The sequence below is a fragment of the Labrys sp. E2SS-1L genome, assembly GCF_057073705.1.
In genome coordinates this window covers 5,243,314-5,257,995 of record NZ_CP172712.1, presented here as the reverse complement: position 1 = coordinate 5,257,995, position 14,682 = coordinate 5,243,314, and the positions used below count along the sequence as shown (strand labels likewise).

The 14,682-nt window shown below is 64.8% G+C and carries 16 protein-coding genes; 4 read left to right on the top strand and 12 right to left on the bottom strand.

What is annotated here, in order from left to right:
• Positions 1 to 93: 93 nt before the first annotated feature.
• Together ACIGJE_RS24645 and ACIGJE_RS24640 are read left to right on the top strand one after the other, a co-directional pair.
• Complete coding sequence (locus ACIGJE_RS24645; RefSeq protein WP_311940064.1) at positions 94 to 762, top strand: amino acid ABC transporter permease; 669 nt, start codon at positions 94 to 96, stop codon at positions 760 to 762.
• The gene (locus ACIGJE_RS24640) at positions 759 to 1,400 is read left to right on the top strand and encodes an amino acid ABC transporter permease (protein WP_311940062.1); all 642 of its coding nucleotides are present in this window, start codon (positions 759 to 761) and stop codon (positions 1,398 to 1,400) included. The genes ACIGJE_RS24645 and ACIGJE_RS24640 overlap by 4 nt, the downstream gene beginning before the upstream one ends.
• 27 nt (positions 1,401 to 1,427) lie before the next feature.
• On the opposite strand, the gene ACIGJE_RS24635 is transcribed toward ACIGJE_RS24640, so the two are convergent.
• Together ACIGJE_RS24635 and ACIGJE_RS24630 are read right to left on the bottom strand one after the other, a co-directional pair.
• On the bottom strand, positions 1,428 to 2,201 hold the full coding sequence (locus tag ACIGJE_RS24635) for a siderophore-interacting protein (protein WP_367625426.1): 774 nt from the start codon (positions 2,199 to 2,201) through the stop codon (positions 1,428 to 1,430).
• 24 nt (positions 2,202 to 2,225) lie between these two features.
• Entirely contained in the window at positions 2,226 to 3,665 is a 1,440-nt protein-coding gene (locus tag ACIGJE_RS24630) for an MFS transporter (RefSeq protein WP_311940059.1), read from the bottom strand.
• Positions 3,666 to 3,818: 153 nt separating this feature from the next.
• Between ACIGJE_RS24630 and ACIGJE_RS24625 the strand changes: the two genes are divergently transcribed.
• On the top strand, positions 3,819 to 4,730 hold the full coding sequence (locus ACIGJE_RS24625) for a LysR family transcriptional regulator (RefSeq protein ID WP_367625427.1): 912 nt from the start codon (positions 3,819 to 3,821) through the stop codon (positions 4,728 to 4,730).
• 60 nt (positions 4,731 to 4,790) lie between these two features.
• On the opposite strand, the gene ACIGJE_RS24620 is transcribed toward ACIGJE_RS24625, so the two are convergent.
• The 3 genes from ACIGJE_RS24620 to ACIGJE_RS24610 form a co-directional block, all read right to left on the bottom strand.
• Positions 4,791 to 5,054, bottom strand: a complete 264-nt coding sequence (locus ACIGJE_RS24620) for a hypothetical protein (RefSeq protein WP_311940055.1) — start codon at positions 5,052 to 5,054, stop codon at positions 4,791 to 4,793.
• 1 nt (position 5,055) lies between these two features.
• Positions 5,056 to 6,066, bottom strand: a complete 1,011-nt coding sequence (locus tag ACIGJE_RS24615) for a WD40 repeat domain-containing protein (RefSeq protein ID WP_376717723.1) — start codon at positions 6,064 to 6,066, stop codon at positions 5,056 to 5,058.
• 188 nt (positions 6,067 to 6,254) lie between these two features.
• Positions 6,255 to 7,316, bottom strand: a complete 1,062-nt coding sequence (locus tag ACIGJE_RS24610; protein WP_311940052.1) for a CobW family GTP-binding protein — start codon at positions 7,314 to 7,316, stop codon at positions 6,255 to 6,257.
• A 359-nt stretch (positions 7,317 to 7,675) separates the two neighbouring features.
• On the opposite strand from ACIGJE_RS24610, the gene ACIGJE_RS24605 reads away from it, so the two are divergent.
• Entirely contained in the window at positions 7,676 to 9,085 is a 1,410-nt protein-coding gene (locus ACIGJE_RS24605) for a hypothetical protein (protein ID WP_483678935.1), read from the top strand.
• A 170-nt stretch (positions 9,086 to 9,255) separates the two neighbouring features.
• Here ACIGJE_RS24605 and ACIGJE_RS24600 read toward each other — a convergent pair whose 3' ends face one another.
• From ACIGJE_RS24600 to ACIGJE_RS24570, 7 genes are all read right to left on the bottom strand, one after another.
• Positions 9,256 to 10,125 (bottom strand): tetratricopeptide repeat protein, encoded by an 870-nt coding sequence (locus tag ACIGJE_RS24600; protein ID WP_311940048.1) that lies wholly within the window; start codon positions 10,123 to 10,125, stop codon positions 9,256 to 9,258.
• 452 nt (positions 10,126 to 10,577) lie between these two features.
• The gene (rpsU, locus tag ACIGJE_RS24595; protein ID WP_068285423.1) at positions 10,578 to 10,811 is read right to left on the bottom strand and encodes a 30S ribosomal protein S21; all 234 of its coding nucleotides are present in this window, start codon (positions 10,809 to 10,811) and stop codon (positions 10,578 to 10,580) included.
• Between the two features lie 150 nt (positions 10,812 to 10,961).
• Complete coding sequence (locus ACIGJE_RS24590; RefSeq protein ID WP_415084651.1) at positions 10,962 to 12,044, bottom strand: 5-(carboxyamino)imidazole ribonucleotide synthase; 1,083 nt, start codon at positions 12,042 to 12,044, stop codon at positions 10,962 to 10,964.
• On the bottom strand, positions 12,041 to 12,565 hold the full coding sequence (gene purE / locus ACIGJE_RS24585) for a 5-(carboxyamino)imidazole ribonucleotide mutase (protein WP_311940044.1): 525 nt from the start codon (positions 12,563 to 12,565) through the stop codon (positions 12,041 to 12,043). Before purE ends, ACIGJE_RS24590 begins: the two co-directional genes overlap by 4 nt.
• Positions 12,566 to 12,650: 85 nt before the next feature.
• Positions 12,651 to 13,835 (bottom strand): AAA family ATPase, encoded by a 1,185-nt coding sequence (locus tag ACIGJE_RS24580; protein WP_394312992.1) that lies wholly within the window; start codon positions 13,833 to 13,835, stop codon positions 12,651 to 12,653.
• Between the two features lie 139 nt (positions 13,836 to 13,974).
• Entirely contained in the window at positions 13,975 to 14,466 is a 492-nt protein-coding gene (locus ACIGJE_RS24575; RefSeq protein ID WP_394312993.1) for a hypothetical protein, read from the bottom strand.
• Positions 14,463 to 14,678: a GrpB family protein gene (locus ACIGJE_RS24570; protein WP_415084654.1), complete on the bottom strand. Its 216-nt coding sequence runs from the start codon at positions 14,676 to 14,678 to the stop codon at positions 14,463 to 14,465. The genes ACIGJE_RS24575 and ACIGJE_RS24570 overlap by 4 nt, the downstream gene beginning before the upstream one ends.
• Between the last annotated feature and the right edge of the window lie 4 nt (positions 14,679 to 14,682).

The window sequence follows — 14,682 nt, the reverse complement described above, 5'->3', positions numbered from 1 at the left end:
CCTTCGGCGGTGCCGGGAATGACGAAGACATCGGTGGATCGGTCAAATGCACAGCCGTCGGTGCGGCGCGGCTTTGAGGGGAAGGGCCTTGTAATGGGCAGTAGTCTCGACTTCGGCTGGCTCGGCGAGGCCTTCGCCGCAATCGCAAGGGGGGCGGGGATCACGATCCTGATGATCCTGGTCTCGGCCCTGCTCGGCATCATCCTCAGCGTTCTCGGGGCGGCCGCCCGGCGCAGCCGCCAGGCGCCGTTGCGCTATGCGGTGACTGCCTATGTGGAGCTGATCCGCAACACGCCCTTCATCGTGCAGATGTTCTTCATCTTCTTCGGGCTGCCGACAGTGGGCATCCTGCTCAATCCCCTGGTGGTCGCCATCCTGGCTGTCACTATCAACCTCACGGCCTATGGCATCGAGATCGTCGGGGCGGGGCTCGATGCCGTTTCGCGAGGGCAGAAGGAGGCAGGGCTTGCGCTCGGCCTGCGCCCCCGCCAGGTCTTCGTCAAGATCGTGCTGCCTCAGGCCCTCAAGGTGATCTTTCCCGCGCTCAGCAGCCAGATCGTCATCATGATGCTGGAATCGGCCGCCGTCTCGCAGATCGCCGTGAAGGAGCTGACCTATGAGGCCGACCTCATCCAGGCCCGCACCTTCCTGCCGTTCGAGACCTATCTGGTGGTGGCCCTGATCTATCTGGTGCTGAGCATCGCCCTGCGGCGCCTGCTGCAGTTCGGCGGCCGTCGCTACCTGTTCGGAGGCCTGGCATGATCGAGTTCACCTTCTGGGACATTGCCCGCAACCTGATGCTGGCCGCCCGCTGGACCGTGCTTCTCTCGATCGTCGCCTTCATCGGCGGCGGCCTGGTCGGCCTCGCCATTCTGATCGCGCGCATCGACCGTCGCAAATGGCTGAGCCGACCGGCCGAATGGTATATCGGGCTGTTCCAGGGCACGCCGCTCCTGCTCCAGCTCTTCCTGGTCTTCTTCGGCCTGCCGCGCATCGGCCTGCGCATCGATCCCTGGCTGACGGCGGTGCTCGGCCTCACCCTGTGCGCCAGCGCCTTCCTGGCCGAGATCTGGCGTGGCGGCGTCGAAGCCCTGCCGCGCGGCCAGTGGGAGGCGAGCGCGAGCCTCGGCCTGCACTATTGGCGGCAGTTGCGCCTGATTGTCTTGCCGCAAGTGCTCTCGATGACGCGCGCTCCGACCGTCGGCTTCCTGGTGCAGCTGGTGAAGAGCACGGCGCTGACCTCGATCATCGGCTTCGAGGAATTGCTGCGCACGGCCAACGCCATCAACAACGCCACCTTCCAGCCCTTCACCGTCTATGGCTTCGTGGCGCTGATCTTCTTCGTGATCTGCTTCCCGCTGACGCGCTATGTCGATGCACTGGAAAAGCGCAGGGCATAGAGTGGCGACACAAGCCGCCGTGCCGGCTCACTGGTCGCCGTCGCGATCCCGGAAATCGGTCTCGCCCTTCTTCCAGTAACCGGATGCGGTGATGCGGCGGCGATCGAGGCCGAGATCGAGCTGGAAGTGACGGCGCAGCGTGCGCACGGTGCCGGCTTCGGCAGCGAGCCATACCTGGCTCGCCTGCGGGGGCAGCACCGCCGCCATCATGGCATCCTGCAGAGCCGTGCCGACGCCGGCCGGCAAGCCGTGGCGAGGCAGCCAGGTGAGATGAAGCTGCGCCTGCGTATGCAGGATCTGGATATCGGCGGGATCGGGGATTTCGACGAAAGCCTCCACCGTGAGACCCGCCGGCAACGCCTCGATGATGGCACCGATGGCCGGCAGGGCGGTCTCGTCGCCGCCGATCAGGAGATGGCGCAACTCGGGCTCGAGCCGGAAGCCGCTGCGAGGCCCGGCGATCTGGATGACGTCGCCGGGTTTTGCCTGTGCGGCCCAGAGCGAGCAGGGGCCATCGCCATGCAGGACGAAGTCGATATCCATCTCACCCTCGGCCTGGCGGAAGGCGCGGATGGTATAGGCGCGGCCGCTCGGCCGTTCCAAACCGGGCGTCGGTACGAAGACCTTCACCCATTGGGCGGGCTTGTTTGCCAGAAAATGCACCAGGGCCGTGCTCGCGAGGGTGATGCGCTGCATATGCGGGGTCAGTTGCCTGGTGGTGCGGACTTCGGCGACGTGCAGGCGGCGCTCGGGCGAAACCGGACGCGCTTCGGTCCGTTCATCGATGTCATGGGGTGTCATGGCTGTTGTCCTGTGGGAGGAAGGTCAGGCGCGGCGACGGCGGAGCGTGGCGAGCGCCAGGAGGAGGGCCAGGACGCCCATGGCGCCGCCCCATTCGAAAACGATGCGCATGCCGTGGGCGATGGCCTCGGGCGCAGCGGTGGCGCTGTCGCCGCCGACCGCCAGGGCGAAGACGGCCCCCATCAGCGAGGCGCCGGTGACCAGGCCGAGATTGCGCGAGAGCGCCAGCAGCCCGGAGACGAGGCCGCGCTGTTCGGGGCGGGCATCGGCCATCACCGCCGTGTTGTTCGGCGTCTGGAAGAAGGCGAGGCCGATGCTGATCAGCAGGATGGCGGCGATATAGACCGGCAAGCCGTTGCTCACCGTGAGCTGGGCCATGCCGAAGGTGCCGACGGTGAACAGGCCGATGCCGGCCACCATGGTTTTTCGAGCGCCGAAACGGTCGGCGACGTAACCGGCGGGAACGCCCATCAGCGCCGCGGCTATCGGGCCGACGGTCATCGCCATGCCGACGCTGCGCGTATCCAGGCCGGCGACCTTGGCGAGGAAGAAGGGGCCGAGCACCAGTGTCGCCATCATCACGGCATAGATCAGCACGCTCATCGCCATGCTGGCCGACAGCAGCAGATTGCGGAACATCGCAAGACGCAGCAGCGGCGTGGCCGTTTTGACCTGGGCGGCAAGGAAGAGCACCAGGCCGGCAAGCGCGGCGACGATCAACTGCAGGACCAGCGGGTCGGCAAAGCCGCGCGAACCGGACAGGGTCATGGCCAGGCAATAGGCGGCGAGCGTGGCGGCGAACAGCGCCGTGCCGAGCCAGTCGAAGCGGGTGGCGGGCATCGGGTGCCTCGGCGCATCGACGGCCGTGGGCAGATAGCGGCTGATCAGCACGAAAGCCAGCAGGCCGAAGGGCAGGTTGAGCCAGAACATCGCCGGCCAGCCGAAGGCGGCCAGCGCCAGCGAGCCGAGCGAGGGGCCGAGCGCGATGCCGAACGAGACCATGGTGGAGAGCACGCCCATGGCAAAGCCGGTGCGTCCCCGCGGGAAGACCTCGCCGACAAAGGCGAAGGACAGGGCCATGATGACGGCGCCGCCGAGCCCTTGCACGGCTCGCCCTGCGATGAGCACGGGCAGGCTGGGCGCCAGGGCGCAGGCGACCGAGGCCGCCATGAAGATGACGAGACCGGCCAGATAGAGCCGCTTCTTGCCGAGCTGGTCGCCGAAGCGGCCGACGCCGACGATCAGGGCGGTGACGACGAGCAGATAGCTCACCACCACCCATTGCACCGCCCCGAAGGAGGTGCCGAACGCCGTCACCATATGCGGCAGGCCGACATTGACGATGCCGGTGCCGAGCTGGGAGAGCAGGATGGCGAGGGACAGGCCGGTGAGCACAAGGCCGCTGCGAAGAGGCCGGTGGGGTACTGCCCGGGCGGCGGGATGGGAATGAAGGGCTTGATTCATGATGGACCGCGCATTCGAGGCTCCGAGGGGAGCGGTGAGCCCGGGCGAGGCCGGGCTGATGTCGATCCGTTTGTAGGTGCCTTCAAATGATGCATACAGTGCAATGATGGAAATGTATGATTGCATCATATGCATTTATGGATATCGATTCCGATGAACCGTCCTGCCTCTGTCACGCCGTCGTCCCTGGTGGACATGAACCTTCTGGTCGCCCTCGATGCCCTGCTCTCGGAGGGCAGCGTGGCCGGTGCGGCGCAGCGCATGAATCTCAGTGCCCCTGCCATGAGCCGCCAGCTCACCCGCATCCGCCATTTGCTGCGTGACCCCGTGCTGGTGCGGGCCGGGCGCAGCCTCGTGCCGACCCCGCGTGCCGAGGCATTGCGCGAGCGCCTGCGGCGCCTGGTGCTCGATGCGGAGGCGGTGATCCGCGGCGAGGGGGAGATCGATCCGGCGATGTTGGAGCGCAGTTTCTGCCTGCGCACCAATGACGGCTTCGTCGCTGCCTTCGGCGCGGCGATCGCCACGACCCTGGCGCGCGAGGCGCCGAAGGTCAGGGTGCGCTTTGCACCGCAGGGCAAGGAGGATGTTGCACCGCTGCGCGAAGGCAGCGTCGATCTGGACATCGGCGTCATCGGCGCCATGGGGCCGGAGGTTCGGCTCCAGGCCCTGCTGCATGATCGCTTCGTCGGGGTGATCAGGCAGGGCCATCCGCTGGCTGGCGGGCCGGTGACACCTGAGGCTTTCGCGCGCTTTCCCCACGTCTCCGTCTCGCGGCGCGGGCGCTTCGAGGGGCCGGTGGATACGGGGCTTGCCGTTCTGGGTTTCACGCGTACCGTTTCGGTCGCCGTCGCCAATTTTGCCGATGCGCTGACGCTGGTGCGCTCGAGCGATCACATCGCCTGCGTCGCCGCACGCCTGACCGAGCCGCTGCGCGACGGCATGGTCACTTTCGACCTGCCGGTGAAGACCGACGCCGTCGCCATCTCCATGGCCTGGCACCCACGCTTCGATGCCGACCCGGCCCATCGCTGGTTGAGGTCGCGCGTCAGGGCCTGCGTCCGCTGATCCAGAGGCATGCGGCCTGGCTTGCGATTCCAGGGAACGCCATGCCGAGCGATGCCCACCCTATCCGGCCAGCGCCTGTTCGACCTGGACTCGCTCGACCTCGACAAGCGGCGCCAGCACCTTGTAGGCCTTGGTCTTGACGCCCGGCTGCATCACCAGGATCACCGTCTCGGTTCCCGGGCAGGCGGCGTCCCCGCACTGGATTTCGCTAACGGAGATAGTGGTGTCCTCGCCGAGATCCAGGATCTCCCGCACCATCTGCTTGATGGCGGCGGCCTTGTCGCGGTCGGCCTGGCTGGGTTTGCGGAACAGGCCGAACACCACCTCAGGCGGCTCCGGGCAGAGTAAGGATGCCGGCGGCGCCATCCTCGGCGCCGAGGGCGAGCTGGGCGCCGGTCTTGTCCCAGGCAAGTGCCGTGATGCCTGATCCGGGCATGGCGCGGCGCACCAGGATTTCGGAGGCGTCCGTCAGGCGGCAGAGCAGCACGCAGCCGTCCTCATAGCCGAGCGCCAGCACCAGCGCCTTGGGGTGGAAGGCGACCCGAGTCACCTTGGCATGGCGGATGCCGCATTCGCGCGGCGCCTTGCCCATCGGGCCGTCCTTGCTCTGGAAGGGCCAGACGATGCCGGCATCGGCGCCCGAGGTCGCCAGCCAGTTGCCGTCATGCGACCAGGAGAAGGAGCGCGTCTTGGAGGGATAGCCCGACATGCGCATGTGCTTCTTCTCGGCGACCGTCCAGCCATGCAGGGTGTTTTCCTGCATGGAGGTGACGATGAAGCGGTTGTCGGGCGAAATCGTGATGTCGAGGTGGCTGCCCTTCCATTCGTAGAATTCAGGCGCTGCGCTCGAATTGGGGAACCAGGCCGAGACGCCGTTGTAATGGGCGATGGCGAGGCGGTAGCCCTTGGGCATGAAGGCCAGGCCCCGCACGCTGGACGGTGCCGTCCACTGCTTCACATTGCCCTTTTCGTCGCGGGCATAGACGGCTTTGCCCGCCGACCAGGCCGTGGCGCCGCCTGCGGATACCGCCACCGCATCGATCCATTTGTTGCCGGCTTGCCCGACCTGGCTGATCTCGCCATTGGCAGAGAGCGCCATGATGCGCCCGTCGTCGCCGCCGGCCACCAGCATATTGGCATTGGCGGTGACGGCGAGCAGGCCGGCATCGCCGAACAGGGCATCGCGCTTCTCTTCACCGATCTCCGCCCTGAGCACGGTGCCGTCGGCCAAGGCGAAGACGGGCGTGCGGCTCAGCCAATGGCAGGCCAGCACATGGCTGCCGGCCTCGATCGGGGTGACACTTTCGGACAGCGAGGGGAAGGAGGTGGTATTCAAGGCGGGGCTCATGGACAAGAGGCGGGGATGTTGTGGGGTTGCGCGGCGATTCACCCCTCATCCCCCTGCCGGGACCTTCTCCCGCGAGGGGAGAAGGAGTTTGATTCGGCTCGACACATCCCATTGAAATCCCTTCTCCCCTTGCGGGAGAAGGTGGCGGAAGCCGGATGAGGGGTGCAATCTCCTCCCTACGCCGCGCAGGCTTTGAAACCCTTCTCGAGTTCGTCGCGGTTGAGGTTGTGCCCGATGAAGACCAGGCGCGACTCGCGCTTTTCGTCCGGCTTCCAGTCGCGCTGGAGGTCGCCGTCCACGATCATGTGGACACCCTGCAGCACGAAGCGGCGCGGTTCGTCCTTGAAGGCGAGGATGCCCTTCCAGCGCAGCAGGCTCGGGCCTTCGCTCTGGGCGATGCGGTCGATCCAGGGCATGAACTTGGCCGGGTCGACATCGCCGTCGATCTTCAGCGACAGGGATTGCATGGTCTCGTCGTGATAGTGCTTCAGGCCGTGATCATGGTGATGATGGTGGTCATGGCCGTGATGATGATCATGGTCGTGGTCATGGTCATGCTCGTCGACCTCGAGGAAGGCGGGCTCCAGGTCGAGGATGCGGTCGAGGTCGAAGGCGTTGCGGCCGAGCACGTCCGCGATCGCCACGTTGGAGCGCGTCGCCTTGTGCAGCTTGGCATAGGGATTGAGGGCGCGGATGCGCATCTCGACCTCATGCAGCTCCGGCGCCGTGACGAGATCGGTCTTGTTCAGGACGATGACGTCGGCGAAGGCGATCTGGTTCTTGGCCTCGGGCGCGTCCTTGAGGCGATCCTTCAGCCATTTGGCGTCGGCCACGGTGACCACGGCGTCGAGGCGGGTCTTCTCGGCGACGTCCTGGTCGACGAAGAAGGTCTGGGCCACCGGTGCCGGATCGGCCAGGCCCGTGGTCTCCACCAGGATGGCGTCGAACTTGCCCTTGCGCTTCAGGAGGCCGTCGATGATGCGGATGAGGTCGCCGCGCACCGTGCAGCACACGCAGCCATTGTTCATCTCGAAGACTTCTTCGTCGGCGTCGACGATGAGGTCGTTGTCGATGCCGATTTCGCCGAATTCGTTGACGATGACGGCGAAACGCTGGCCGTGCGGCTCGGTCAGGATGCGGTTGAGCAGGGTGGTCTTGCCGGCGCCGAGATAGCCGGTGAGAACGGTAACGGGAATCTTGTCGGACGTCTTATCCTGCGAGGCAATCGTATCGGCCATGGCAATCTCCGGAGCGCAGGCGCGCTCTTCAGCAAAGAACAGGCGCGCGGCAAGGGGCGCTGCTACCCCGCCGCATTCGCTCAGCCTTATATTGGATCGATGCCGTCGGATGTAAGCCCCAAAGTGCGATTCTTCCCGCCGCTTCGAAGATGGAGCGTGGGTTGCCGTTCCCTGGTTTTGGGAAGCGCCTACACCCTATAGGCTCTGGGAACGGCGCAGCACACATGGCTATACTGCATTGCTCGACGGACTGCGGGTGTCGTGCAGGATCTGGGCCATGATGCATCCTTCGATTCAGCCAAAATGAACCGATGAGAATAGCGACCATCCACGATATCTTTCGTTCCAGCGTGCTCGGCATGCCGGAGGCCGATCCCGTCATCGGCCACTGGTTCTACAATCGGTTTCTCCAGATTTTGAGGCCGCTTCGAATCGAGGTCGAGCGTGTCTCAATCCTGGCGAATGGCGAGCCTTCCCTGCTCGAGGACCTCGTGGCCCGGCATGGGTGGTCGCGGGACAAGAAGGGCTGGGCGCATGTCTTTTCCCACCCGGATGTCGCCGGCCTGATCATGCCGACACTCGAGCGGCTCCGGACATTCGACCTGGTGCTGGGATTCGAGATGCCTCCCAATTTGATCCGCGCTCTCCATGCCAACGGACAAAGACTGGTTGATATCTCGGTCGATCCCATCCGCTTCTGCGAGGATTTGTTTCTGCGCATGCGCAGCAACGACCCCCTGCTTCAGGCGCGGCTGGCCGAACAATCCGCGCCATCCGCACAGATCGCTGCCGGCGCGGCAGAGCTCAAAGCCCGAATGCAGCCGTTGCCTGCCCAGCCAGAGGCCATCGTGTTCGCAGGACAGGTTCCCGATGACAGCAGCCTGATTGCCGGGAGCCGCATTCAAAGCGCAGCGCCTTTTGCCGATCGATTGAACGAGATTGCCGCCGGACGCCACATTCTGCTGAAGCCGCATCCCTACGCGCCCGGCAATCCCGACCTTGCCATGCTGCATCGCGCTTTGCCCATTAGCCGCTTCACGCGCGACAACATCTACGCCTTGATGGCGGCTCCCTGGCTTGGGGCCATCGTCACCCTTTCATCGAGCGTGGCGACGGAAGCCGCGTATTTCGACAAGCCTGCCATCCGGCTGATCAAGCCCGATGTGGAGTTTGTCGAGCCCGACGTGATCGGCCCGTTCCAGCGCATCGACGGCAGGGCTGCGAGCGCGCCTTTCTGGGGGGACCTGCTCGATCAAGCCGTTCAGATGCCGAGCCGAGCATCCCCGCTTCCCCCGCTGCGTCATCTGTTCGGGGCAAACTGGGGGCTGCCGCGGCCGATGACGGCCATTGCCCCCTTGCCGCTTTCGCGAGGCGAAACGACGACGAATATCCAGCCCTATTGCGTATTCGGCTGGAGCGGAACGGAACCGGATGGCGTCTGGAGCGACGGAGCCTTGGCGGTTCTTCAGCTGCCCGCCTGTATTGACGCGCTGGCATCGACACTGGTTCTGACGCTGAATGCGTTCGCGCCGGATGCGGCCCACCGACAGGAACTGACGATTTCATCACCGTCCGTTGGCTTCATCGAGAAAATCATATTGGCAACCGCAGAAATACGCGAATTGCGGATTCCGCTTCCGCCGGCACCGGCCGGTTCGATGCTGGAAATTTCGATCGGCATGGACACCGCGATCAGCCCGAAGGAACTCGGCATCGGTCCGGACGAACGCCGCCTCGGCATCAAGCTGCGTCGAATGGCGATTGCCTGAGACCTGCCGTCACACGGCCATCGGCCAGCAATGGGGGCTTCGAAAACTGCGTGGCGAAGCTGCACAGCCGATCGGTCCTTGCGATCGGATCGACGGCAAAGTGACACCTTCCCCGAGGCTGGGGAAGGTCGTAGCACCTCTTTCGGCGTGGTCTAAGCCTGCGGCCGTCGTCAGGCGCCGCCGCCGAGGCGGCTGAGGCCGCTCTTGGCCGCGGCATTGCTCGAATCGATCGCCAGCGCGCGCTGGAAGCTCTCGCGTGCCTTCTGGGTGTCGTTCAAGCCGGCCTGGGCATAGCCGCGGCCGGCCCAGGAGGCGGCATTGCGGTTGTTGATCTGCAGGGCCTGGTCGAAGTCGGACAGCGCCTCCTTGTATTTCTGCAGCTGCAGATAGGAGCTGCCGCGCGAATAATAGGGGGCTTCGGCGCGCGGATCGTTGGAGATCGCCGAGGTGAAGTCGTCGATCGCCACTTCATGATTGCCGCCGGCCTGGCGGATCAGGCCGCGATTGTAATAGGCCTCGGCCGTTTCGGGCTTGATCTTGATGGCCTTGTCATAGTCGGCCATGGCTTGCTGCGTCTGGCCCTGCAGGCGGTAGATATTGCCGCGGCCGACATAGGCAGGCGCATAGTTGGGATCGTTGGTGATCACCTGGCTGTAATCGGCCATCGCCTGGGCGGTCTGGCCGGTCTTGCGGTAGACCAGAGCGCGGTTGGCCAGGGCCTGCACGAAATTCGGGTCGATCTGCAGCGCGCGGTTGAAGTCGGAAATGGCCGGTCCGTACTGGTTGGAACGGGCATAGGCCGAGCCGCGCATGTTCCAGGCTTCCGGATCGTTGGGATTCTTTTCGATCACCGAGGAAAGCGAACCGATGTCGGCGGATGCCACCTGACGGCTGCTGGCATCGCCATCATCGCCACCGCCGCCGGTGGAGGCGCAGCCGACCAGGCCGAGGCCCGCAACGCCCAGCATCAGGAGCGCGGCAATGCGGGAGATGGAGGTTCTGGCTGGGGGCTCTGCCGTGGTTGTCGTGGAAAGTGTCATCTTGTCGGTCCGGGTCCATCGAGACGAATTTACAAGGGGGCCGTAAATCTGGCCAAGGTCCAACTGCTGCCCAATCCTACCGGTCCTATCCCGGCGCCCGCAATGCCGGTGTTCGGCATTGCGGCGATGCGCATCAGCGGACAGGACGGAAACTGAGCCATGGTGGTCCGGACAGATTGGAAAAAGCGATACGGGGTGCAATCTGCCGGATTAACCTTGCCGGAAAGTAAAGCCTCTCCGCCCATCTGCCCGTTGACGATGAGCCGCGCCCGCGAGAGCAAAGTGCGTTCAAGCGAAAACGCTCCTTTGCGCGAGTTCGTCGTTCGAATGCGCCTGTGCGATTCCTGCTGATTCCACCGGGTGGCGAAACGCCATGGGCAACACAAACGCAAACGCCCGGCCAAATTGCCCGGGCGTTCGTCCCAACCAGTCAATGGCTCGGAGAATCAGACTTACTTCTTCACAACGCGCGGCGTTGCGGGAATCAGGCCTTCGCGCTGCAGCTTCTTGCGGGCCAGCTTGCGGGCGCGGCGAACGGCCTCGGCAGCCTCGCGGGCGCGCTTCTCGGACGGCTTCTCGTAATGGCCGCGCAGCTTCATTTCACGGAAGATGCCTTCACGCTGCATCTTCTTCTTGAGCGCCTTCAGCGCCTGATCAACATTGTTATCGCGAACGAGAACCTGCACGCGTGCTGTCCTATTATCCTGGTGTGAATCGCTGCGGCGGCTTGGCAACAGAGAGACCCGGTGCCAAGGCACCGCCGAATTTGGAAGCGGCGTCATAACAGAAGGGATCGCCGCTGTCCATATTGATTAGCATGGATTGGTGAGATCCAATTAGCGGGACCTTGGGCTGATCCGGGTGACATGGCCCATTTTCCGGCCGGCACGCGCTTCACGCTTGCCGTAGAGATGCACCGAGGCGTTCGGTTCGGCGGCCAGACCCTGCCAGGAATGCACGCTGTCGCCGATCAGATTGGTCATCACGGCATCGGAATGGCGTTCGGTTGAACCGAGCGGCCAGCCACAGACGGCGCGCACGTGATTCTCGAACTGGCTGACCAGGCAGGCGTCCTGCGTCCAGTGCCCGGAATTGTGCACGCGCGGGGCGATTTCGTTGACCAGGACCTGGCGGTCCGAGGTGACGAACATTTCGACGGCGAGCACGCCGACATAATCGAGGGCTGCGATGATCCGGGCTGCGATGTCGCGGGCCTCGACCTCGACCAGGGCTGAAAAGTGCGAAGGCACGATCGACTGGTCGAGAATGTGGTCGTGATGCAGATTTTCGGTGAGGTCGTAAGTGCGCACGGCCCCGTCGTCGGCCCGGACGGCGATCACCGAGACTTCCGTCTCGAAGGGGACGAAGGCCTCCAGGATGGCGGGCTGGCCGCCCATGCGCGCCAGTGCTTCGGAGAGGTCGTTGCCGGGGCGGATGATGGTCTGACCCTTGCCGTCATAGCCGAAGCGCCGGGTCTTGAGCACGCTGGGCCGGCCCAGGGCCGCAACGGCGGAAGCAAGGTCGGCATGGCTGTCGACGGCCCGGAATTCGGCGGTGCCGATACCGAGCGAACGCACGAAGCTCTTTTCCGTTAGGCGGTCCGCCGTGGTTTCCAGCGCCCGCACGGCGGGCAGGACCGGCCGGGCTGCGGAGAGGATGGCGGCCGCGGCGGCAGGGATGTTCTCGAACTCGTAGGTGATGGCGTCGACGCTTTCAGCGAATGCCGCCAACGCCGCCTCGTCCTCATAGGCCGCGCAGGTGAAGCGCTCGGCGACCTGGAAGGCAGGGCTGGTATCGTCAGGGCAATAGATGTGGCAGCGTATGCCGAGCTGGCTGGCCGCCAGGGCCAGCATGCGGCCGAGCTGACCGCCACCGAGAATGCCGAGCATGCCGCCCGGGCCGACACGTACCGCATTCATGCCTTCACCGTGTCGTCGGAAACGGGGTGATCGGCGACCGCGGCCGTCTGGGCGGCGCGCCAGCGCTCGAGCCGCGTCGCCAGGGCTTCGTCGCCGAGGGCGAGCACGGCGGCTGCAAGCAGGGCGGCGTTGACGGCACCAGCCCGTCCGATCGCCAGGGTGCCCACCGGTATGCCGGCGGGCATCTGCACGATGGAATGCAGGCTGTCGACGCCGGACAATGCCTTGGATTCGACAGGGACGCCGAAGACGGGCAGGGGGGTCAGGGCCGCGGCCATGCCGGGCAGATGGGCCGCTCCGCCGGCGCCGGCGATGACCAGCTTGAAGCCTTTCCCCTTGGCCGATTTGGCGAAGTCGTAGAGGCGGTCCGGCGTGCGGTGCGCCGAGACGATGCGAGCTTCATAACCGATGCCGAGCGTGTCCAGAGTCTGCGCCGCGTGACGCATCGTGGCCCAATCGGACTGACTTCCCATGATGATGGCGACAGGTACGGCCTGCCCCGCCGCGGTGCTGGATGGCATCGGGACTCCCTTCGGCAAAAGGGGTGTCTAGAGCAAGATGCCGGATTTGGGAAGGTGGCCCGTTGCCTCCCCGTTGCCTCCTGGCCTATGCCGCCGCGCCGTCGGGCATCACGCGGCGCATGAAGGCGTCGAAGAGCGGCACGGTGAAAGCGGTATCGCCATGGGCGGGGCTGTAGAGCATGCCCTTGCCGATCAGGCTGTTGCGCGTGGGGGCGACGCTCGACACCTTGACCCCCATGGTGTCGGCGATGTCGCCGGAACGGTGCGGTCCCGGTCCGAGGGTCGCCATCGCCCGCAGATAGCGCTTCTCCGCAGGGGTCAGCCGATCGAAACGCACCCGGAAGAAGCTCGCATCGAGGTCCGCCAGGGCCGTGCGCGTTGCGACTTCGATGTCCTCGAGGGTGATGGGCGTGGCATCGGCGACATCCCAGCCATGCTTGCCCCATTCCTGAAGGAAATAGGGATAGCCCTGGGTCTGGGTGAGGATCAGTTCGAGAGCCTCGTCGTCAATGGCTTCCTCTTCACGCTCGATCGGCATGCGAATGGCATCGCGTGCGGCATCCATGTCCAGCGGCCCGACAGGAACGAACTCGAACAGGCGCTCGGCATAGGATTTGGCGCGGCCCATCTGCCCGAGCAATTGAGGCAGCCCCGCGGCGACCATCGTCACCGGAAGCTGCTTCTGGCTGGCACGATGCAAGGCGCCGATGAGCGCCGCCAATTGCTCCTCGGGCACATATTGCAGTTCGTCGACGACGAGGATCACCGCCGATTGCCGCTCCCGGGCCGCTTCGCCCACGGCCAGGACAAGGTCGGTGAGGTCGGTTTCCAGATCGCCGCTGTCGGCCAGGCCCGGTTCGGCCTCGAAATCGAGCGCGACTTCGAGATCGTCATATCGAACCTTCAGCTTGGCAAAGCCGGCAAGCGCCCGCAACGCGCGCTTGACCCCCGACGAGGCCTGTTTCATGCGATCGAGCCGAAGCAGGGCGGCCCGCAGCGCCGGGACCAGGATGCCGGGCAGCGAACGGTTCTCCGGCGCCTCGATCGCCACCACGGCCATGCCTTCGGCTTCCGCCCTGTTGGCGATTGCCGTCAGCAGCACGGTTTTTCCCACCCCGCGCAAACCATAGAGAATGCTGGGGCGCGCCGCACGGCCGGCACGGATCCGATCGAGGGCGATGGCGTTGTTTTCAAGCAGCGCCTTGCGCCCCGCGAGTTCGGGCGGCGGCGTTCCGGCACCGGGTGCAAAGGGGTTGCGTCGCGGATCCATAGGGATCTTATGGTAAGTTATCGTTTTTTTGTAAATAGCCTAATCTTGCTTGATTAGGCTTAGCGGGACTGCGTCCTGACGGGGTGTGCCGATGGAGGACTGCGTGAATTTCGCGGTTGGTGGCCCACCACCGCCGATATCAGGCCCGGTGTGGTGGTGCGCCCTCGATCGGTTCATAGAGCGACGCCGGCAAGCCGAAGAACCGAGGGCCGTGAAGCGTGCTTCCACCCAGTGAGCCGCCTTGGTCGAGAGCGTTGCCTATGGTGGCGAGAAGCCCGCTCCTGTCCGCGATGTTTTTCATTACATGCCGTGGTCCGTTGTGAAAGACATGTTGGGCAATCTCGATGGCGACGGCAAAAATGGGCTCGCGGTTGAAGGGGAACGGTTGCCAGCCTCCCTGATCGTCCTGGGCGTAGAAGCAGGTCGGAAGCGACACACCCGAGGCGGCGGGTATATGGGAAATGAGCACCAGGCCGAACGCCTCAGGGATGACGTCTGCAAGCCGGTGCATGGTCAGATCATCGTTTACGAGATGGCGGATACGCTCCTCGACGCCGTCATCGGGATAGTGCTCCTGTGCCCCGAGAAGGTCGACGGTAGCATAAATCGTATCGAGGGAAACGGGCGTCATGCTGTCCCGGGGCCTATTGTATCGATAACCTGGAATATCACGACATCGATGTCGATGATCGGTTTTGCGGCCAGACCGGGAACCGAAGTGCTGCCAATGTGCCGGATTTCACGCGCAATTGGCCCGAGAGCCATCGCGATTTCGTCTCTAATCCGCGCAAAAACCTCGGGCCAGGTCGGATCATACGGTACGATAATGACGGGGCCGACCATTTCT

Coding starts and splice junctions, on each gene's coding strand:
- ACIGJE_RS24590 (WP_415084651.1), bottom strand. CDS start 12,044: ATGAATGCGGTACGTGTCGGCCCGGGCGGCATGCTCGGCATTCTCGGT.
- ACIGJE_RS24575 (WP_394312993.1), bottom strand. CDS start 14,466: ATGACGCCCGTTTCCCTCGATACGATTTATGCTACCGTCGACCTTCTC.
- ACIGJE_RS24600 (WP_311940048.1), bottom strand. CDS start 10,125: ATGACACTTTCCACGACAACCACGGCAGAGCCCCCAGCCAGAACCTCC.
- ACIGJE_RS24635 (WP_367625426.1), bottom strand. CDS start 2,201: ATGACACCCCATGACATCGATGAACGGACCGAAGCGCGTCCGGTTTCG.
- purE (WP_311940044.1), bottom strand. CDS start 12,565: ATGCCATCCAGCACCGCGGCGGGGCAGGCCGTACCTGTCGCCATCATC.
- ACIGJE_RS24605 (WP_483678935.1), top strand. CDS start 7,676: ATGCCGGAGGCCGATCCCGTCATCGGCCACTGGTTCTACAATCGGTTT.
- ACIGJE_RS24580 (WP_394312992.1), bottom strand. CDS start 13,835: ATGGATCCGCGACGCAACCCCTTTGCACCCGGTGCCGGAACGCCGCCG.
- ACIGJE_RS24625 (WP_367625427.1), top strand. CDS start 3,819: ATGAACCGTCCTGCCTCTGTCACGCCGTCGTCCCTGGTGGACATGAAC.
- ACIGJE_RS24640 (WP_311940062.1), top strand. CDS start 759: ATGATCGAGTTCACCTTCTGGGACATTGCCCGCAACCTGATGCTGGCC.
- ACIGJE_RS24645 (WP_311940064.1), top strand. CDS start 94: ATGGGCAGTAGTCTCGACTTCGGCTGGCTCGGCGAGGCCTTCGCCGCA.
- ACIGJE_RS24610 (WP_311940052.1), bottom strand. CDS start 7,316: ATGGCCGATACGATTGCCTCGCAGGATAAGACGTCCGACAAGATTCCC.
- ACIGJE_RS24630 (WP_311940059.1), bottom strand. CDS start 3,665: ATGAATCAAGCCCTTCATTCCCATCCCGCCGCCCGGGCAGTACCCCAC.
- ACIGJE_RS24570 (WP_415084654.1), bottom strand. CDS start 14,678: ATGGTCGGCCCCGTCATTATCGTACCGTATGATCCGACCTGGCCCGAG.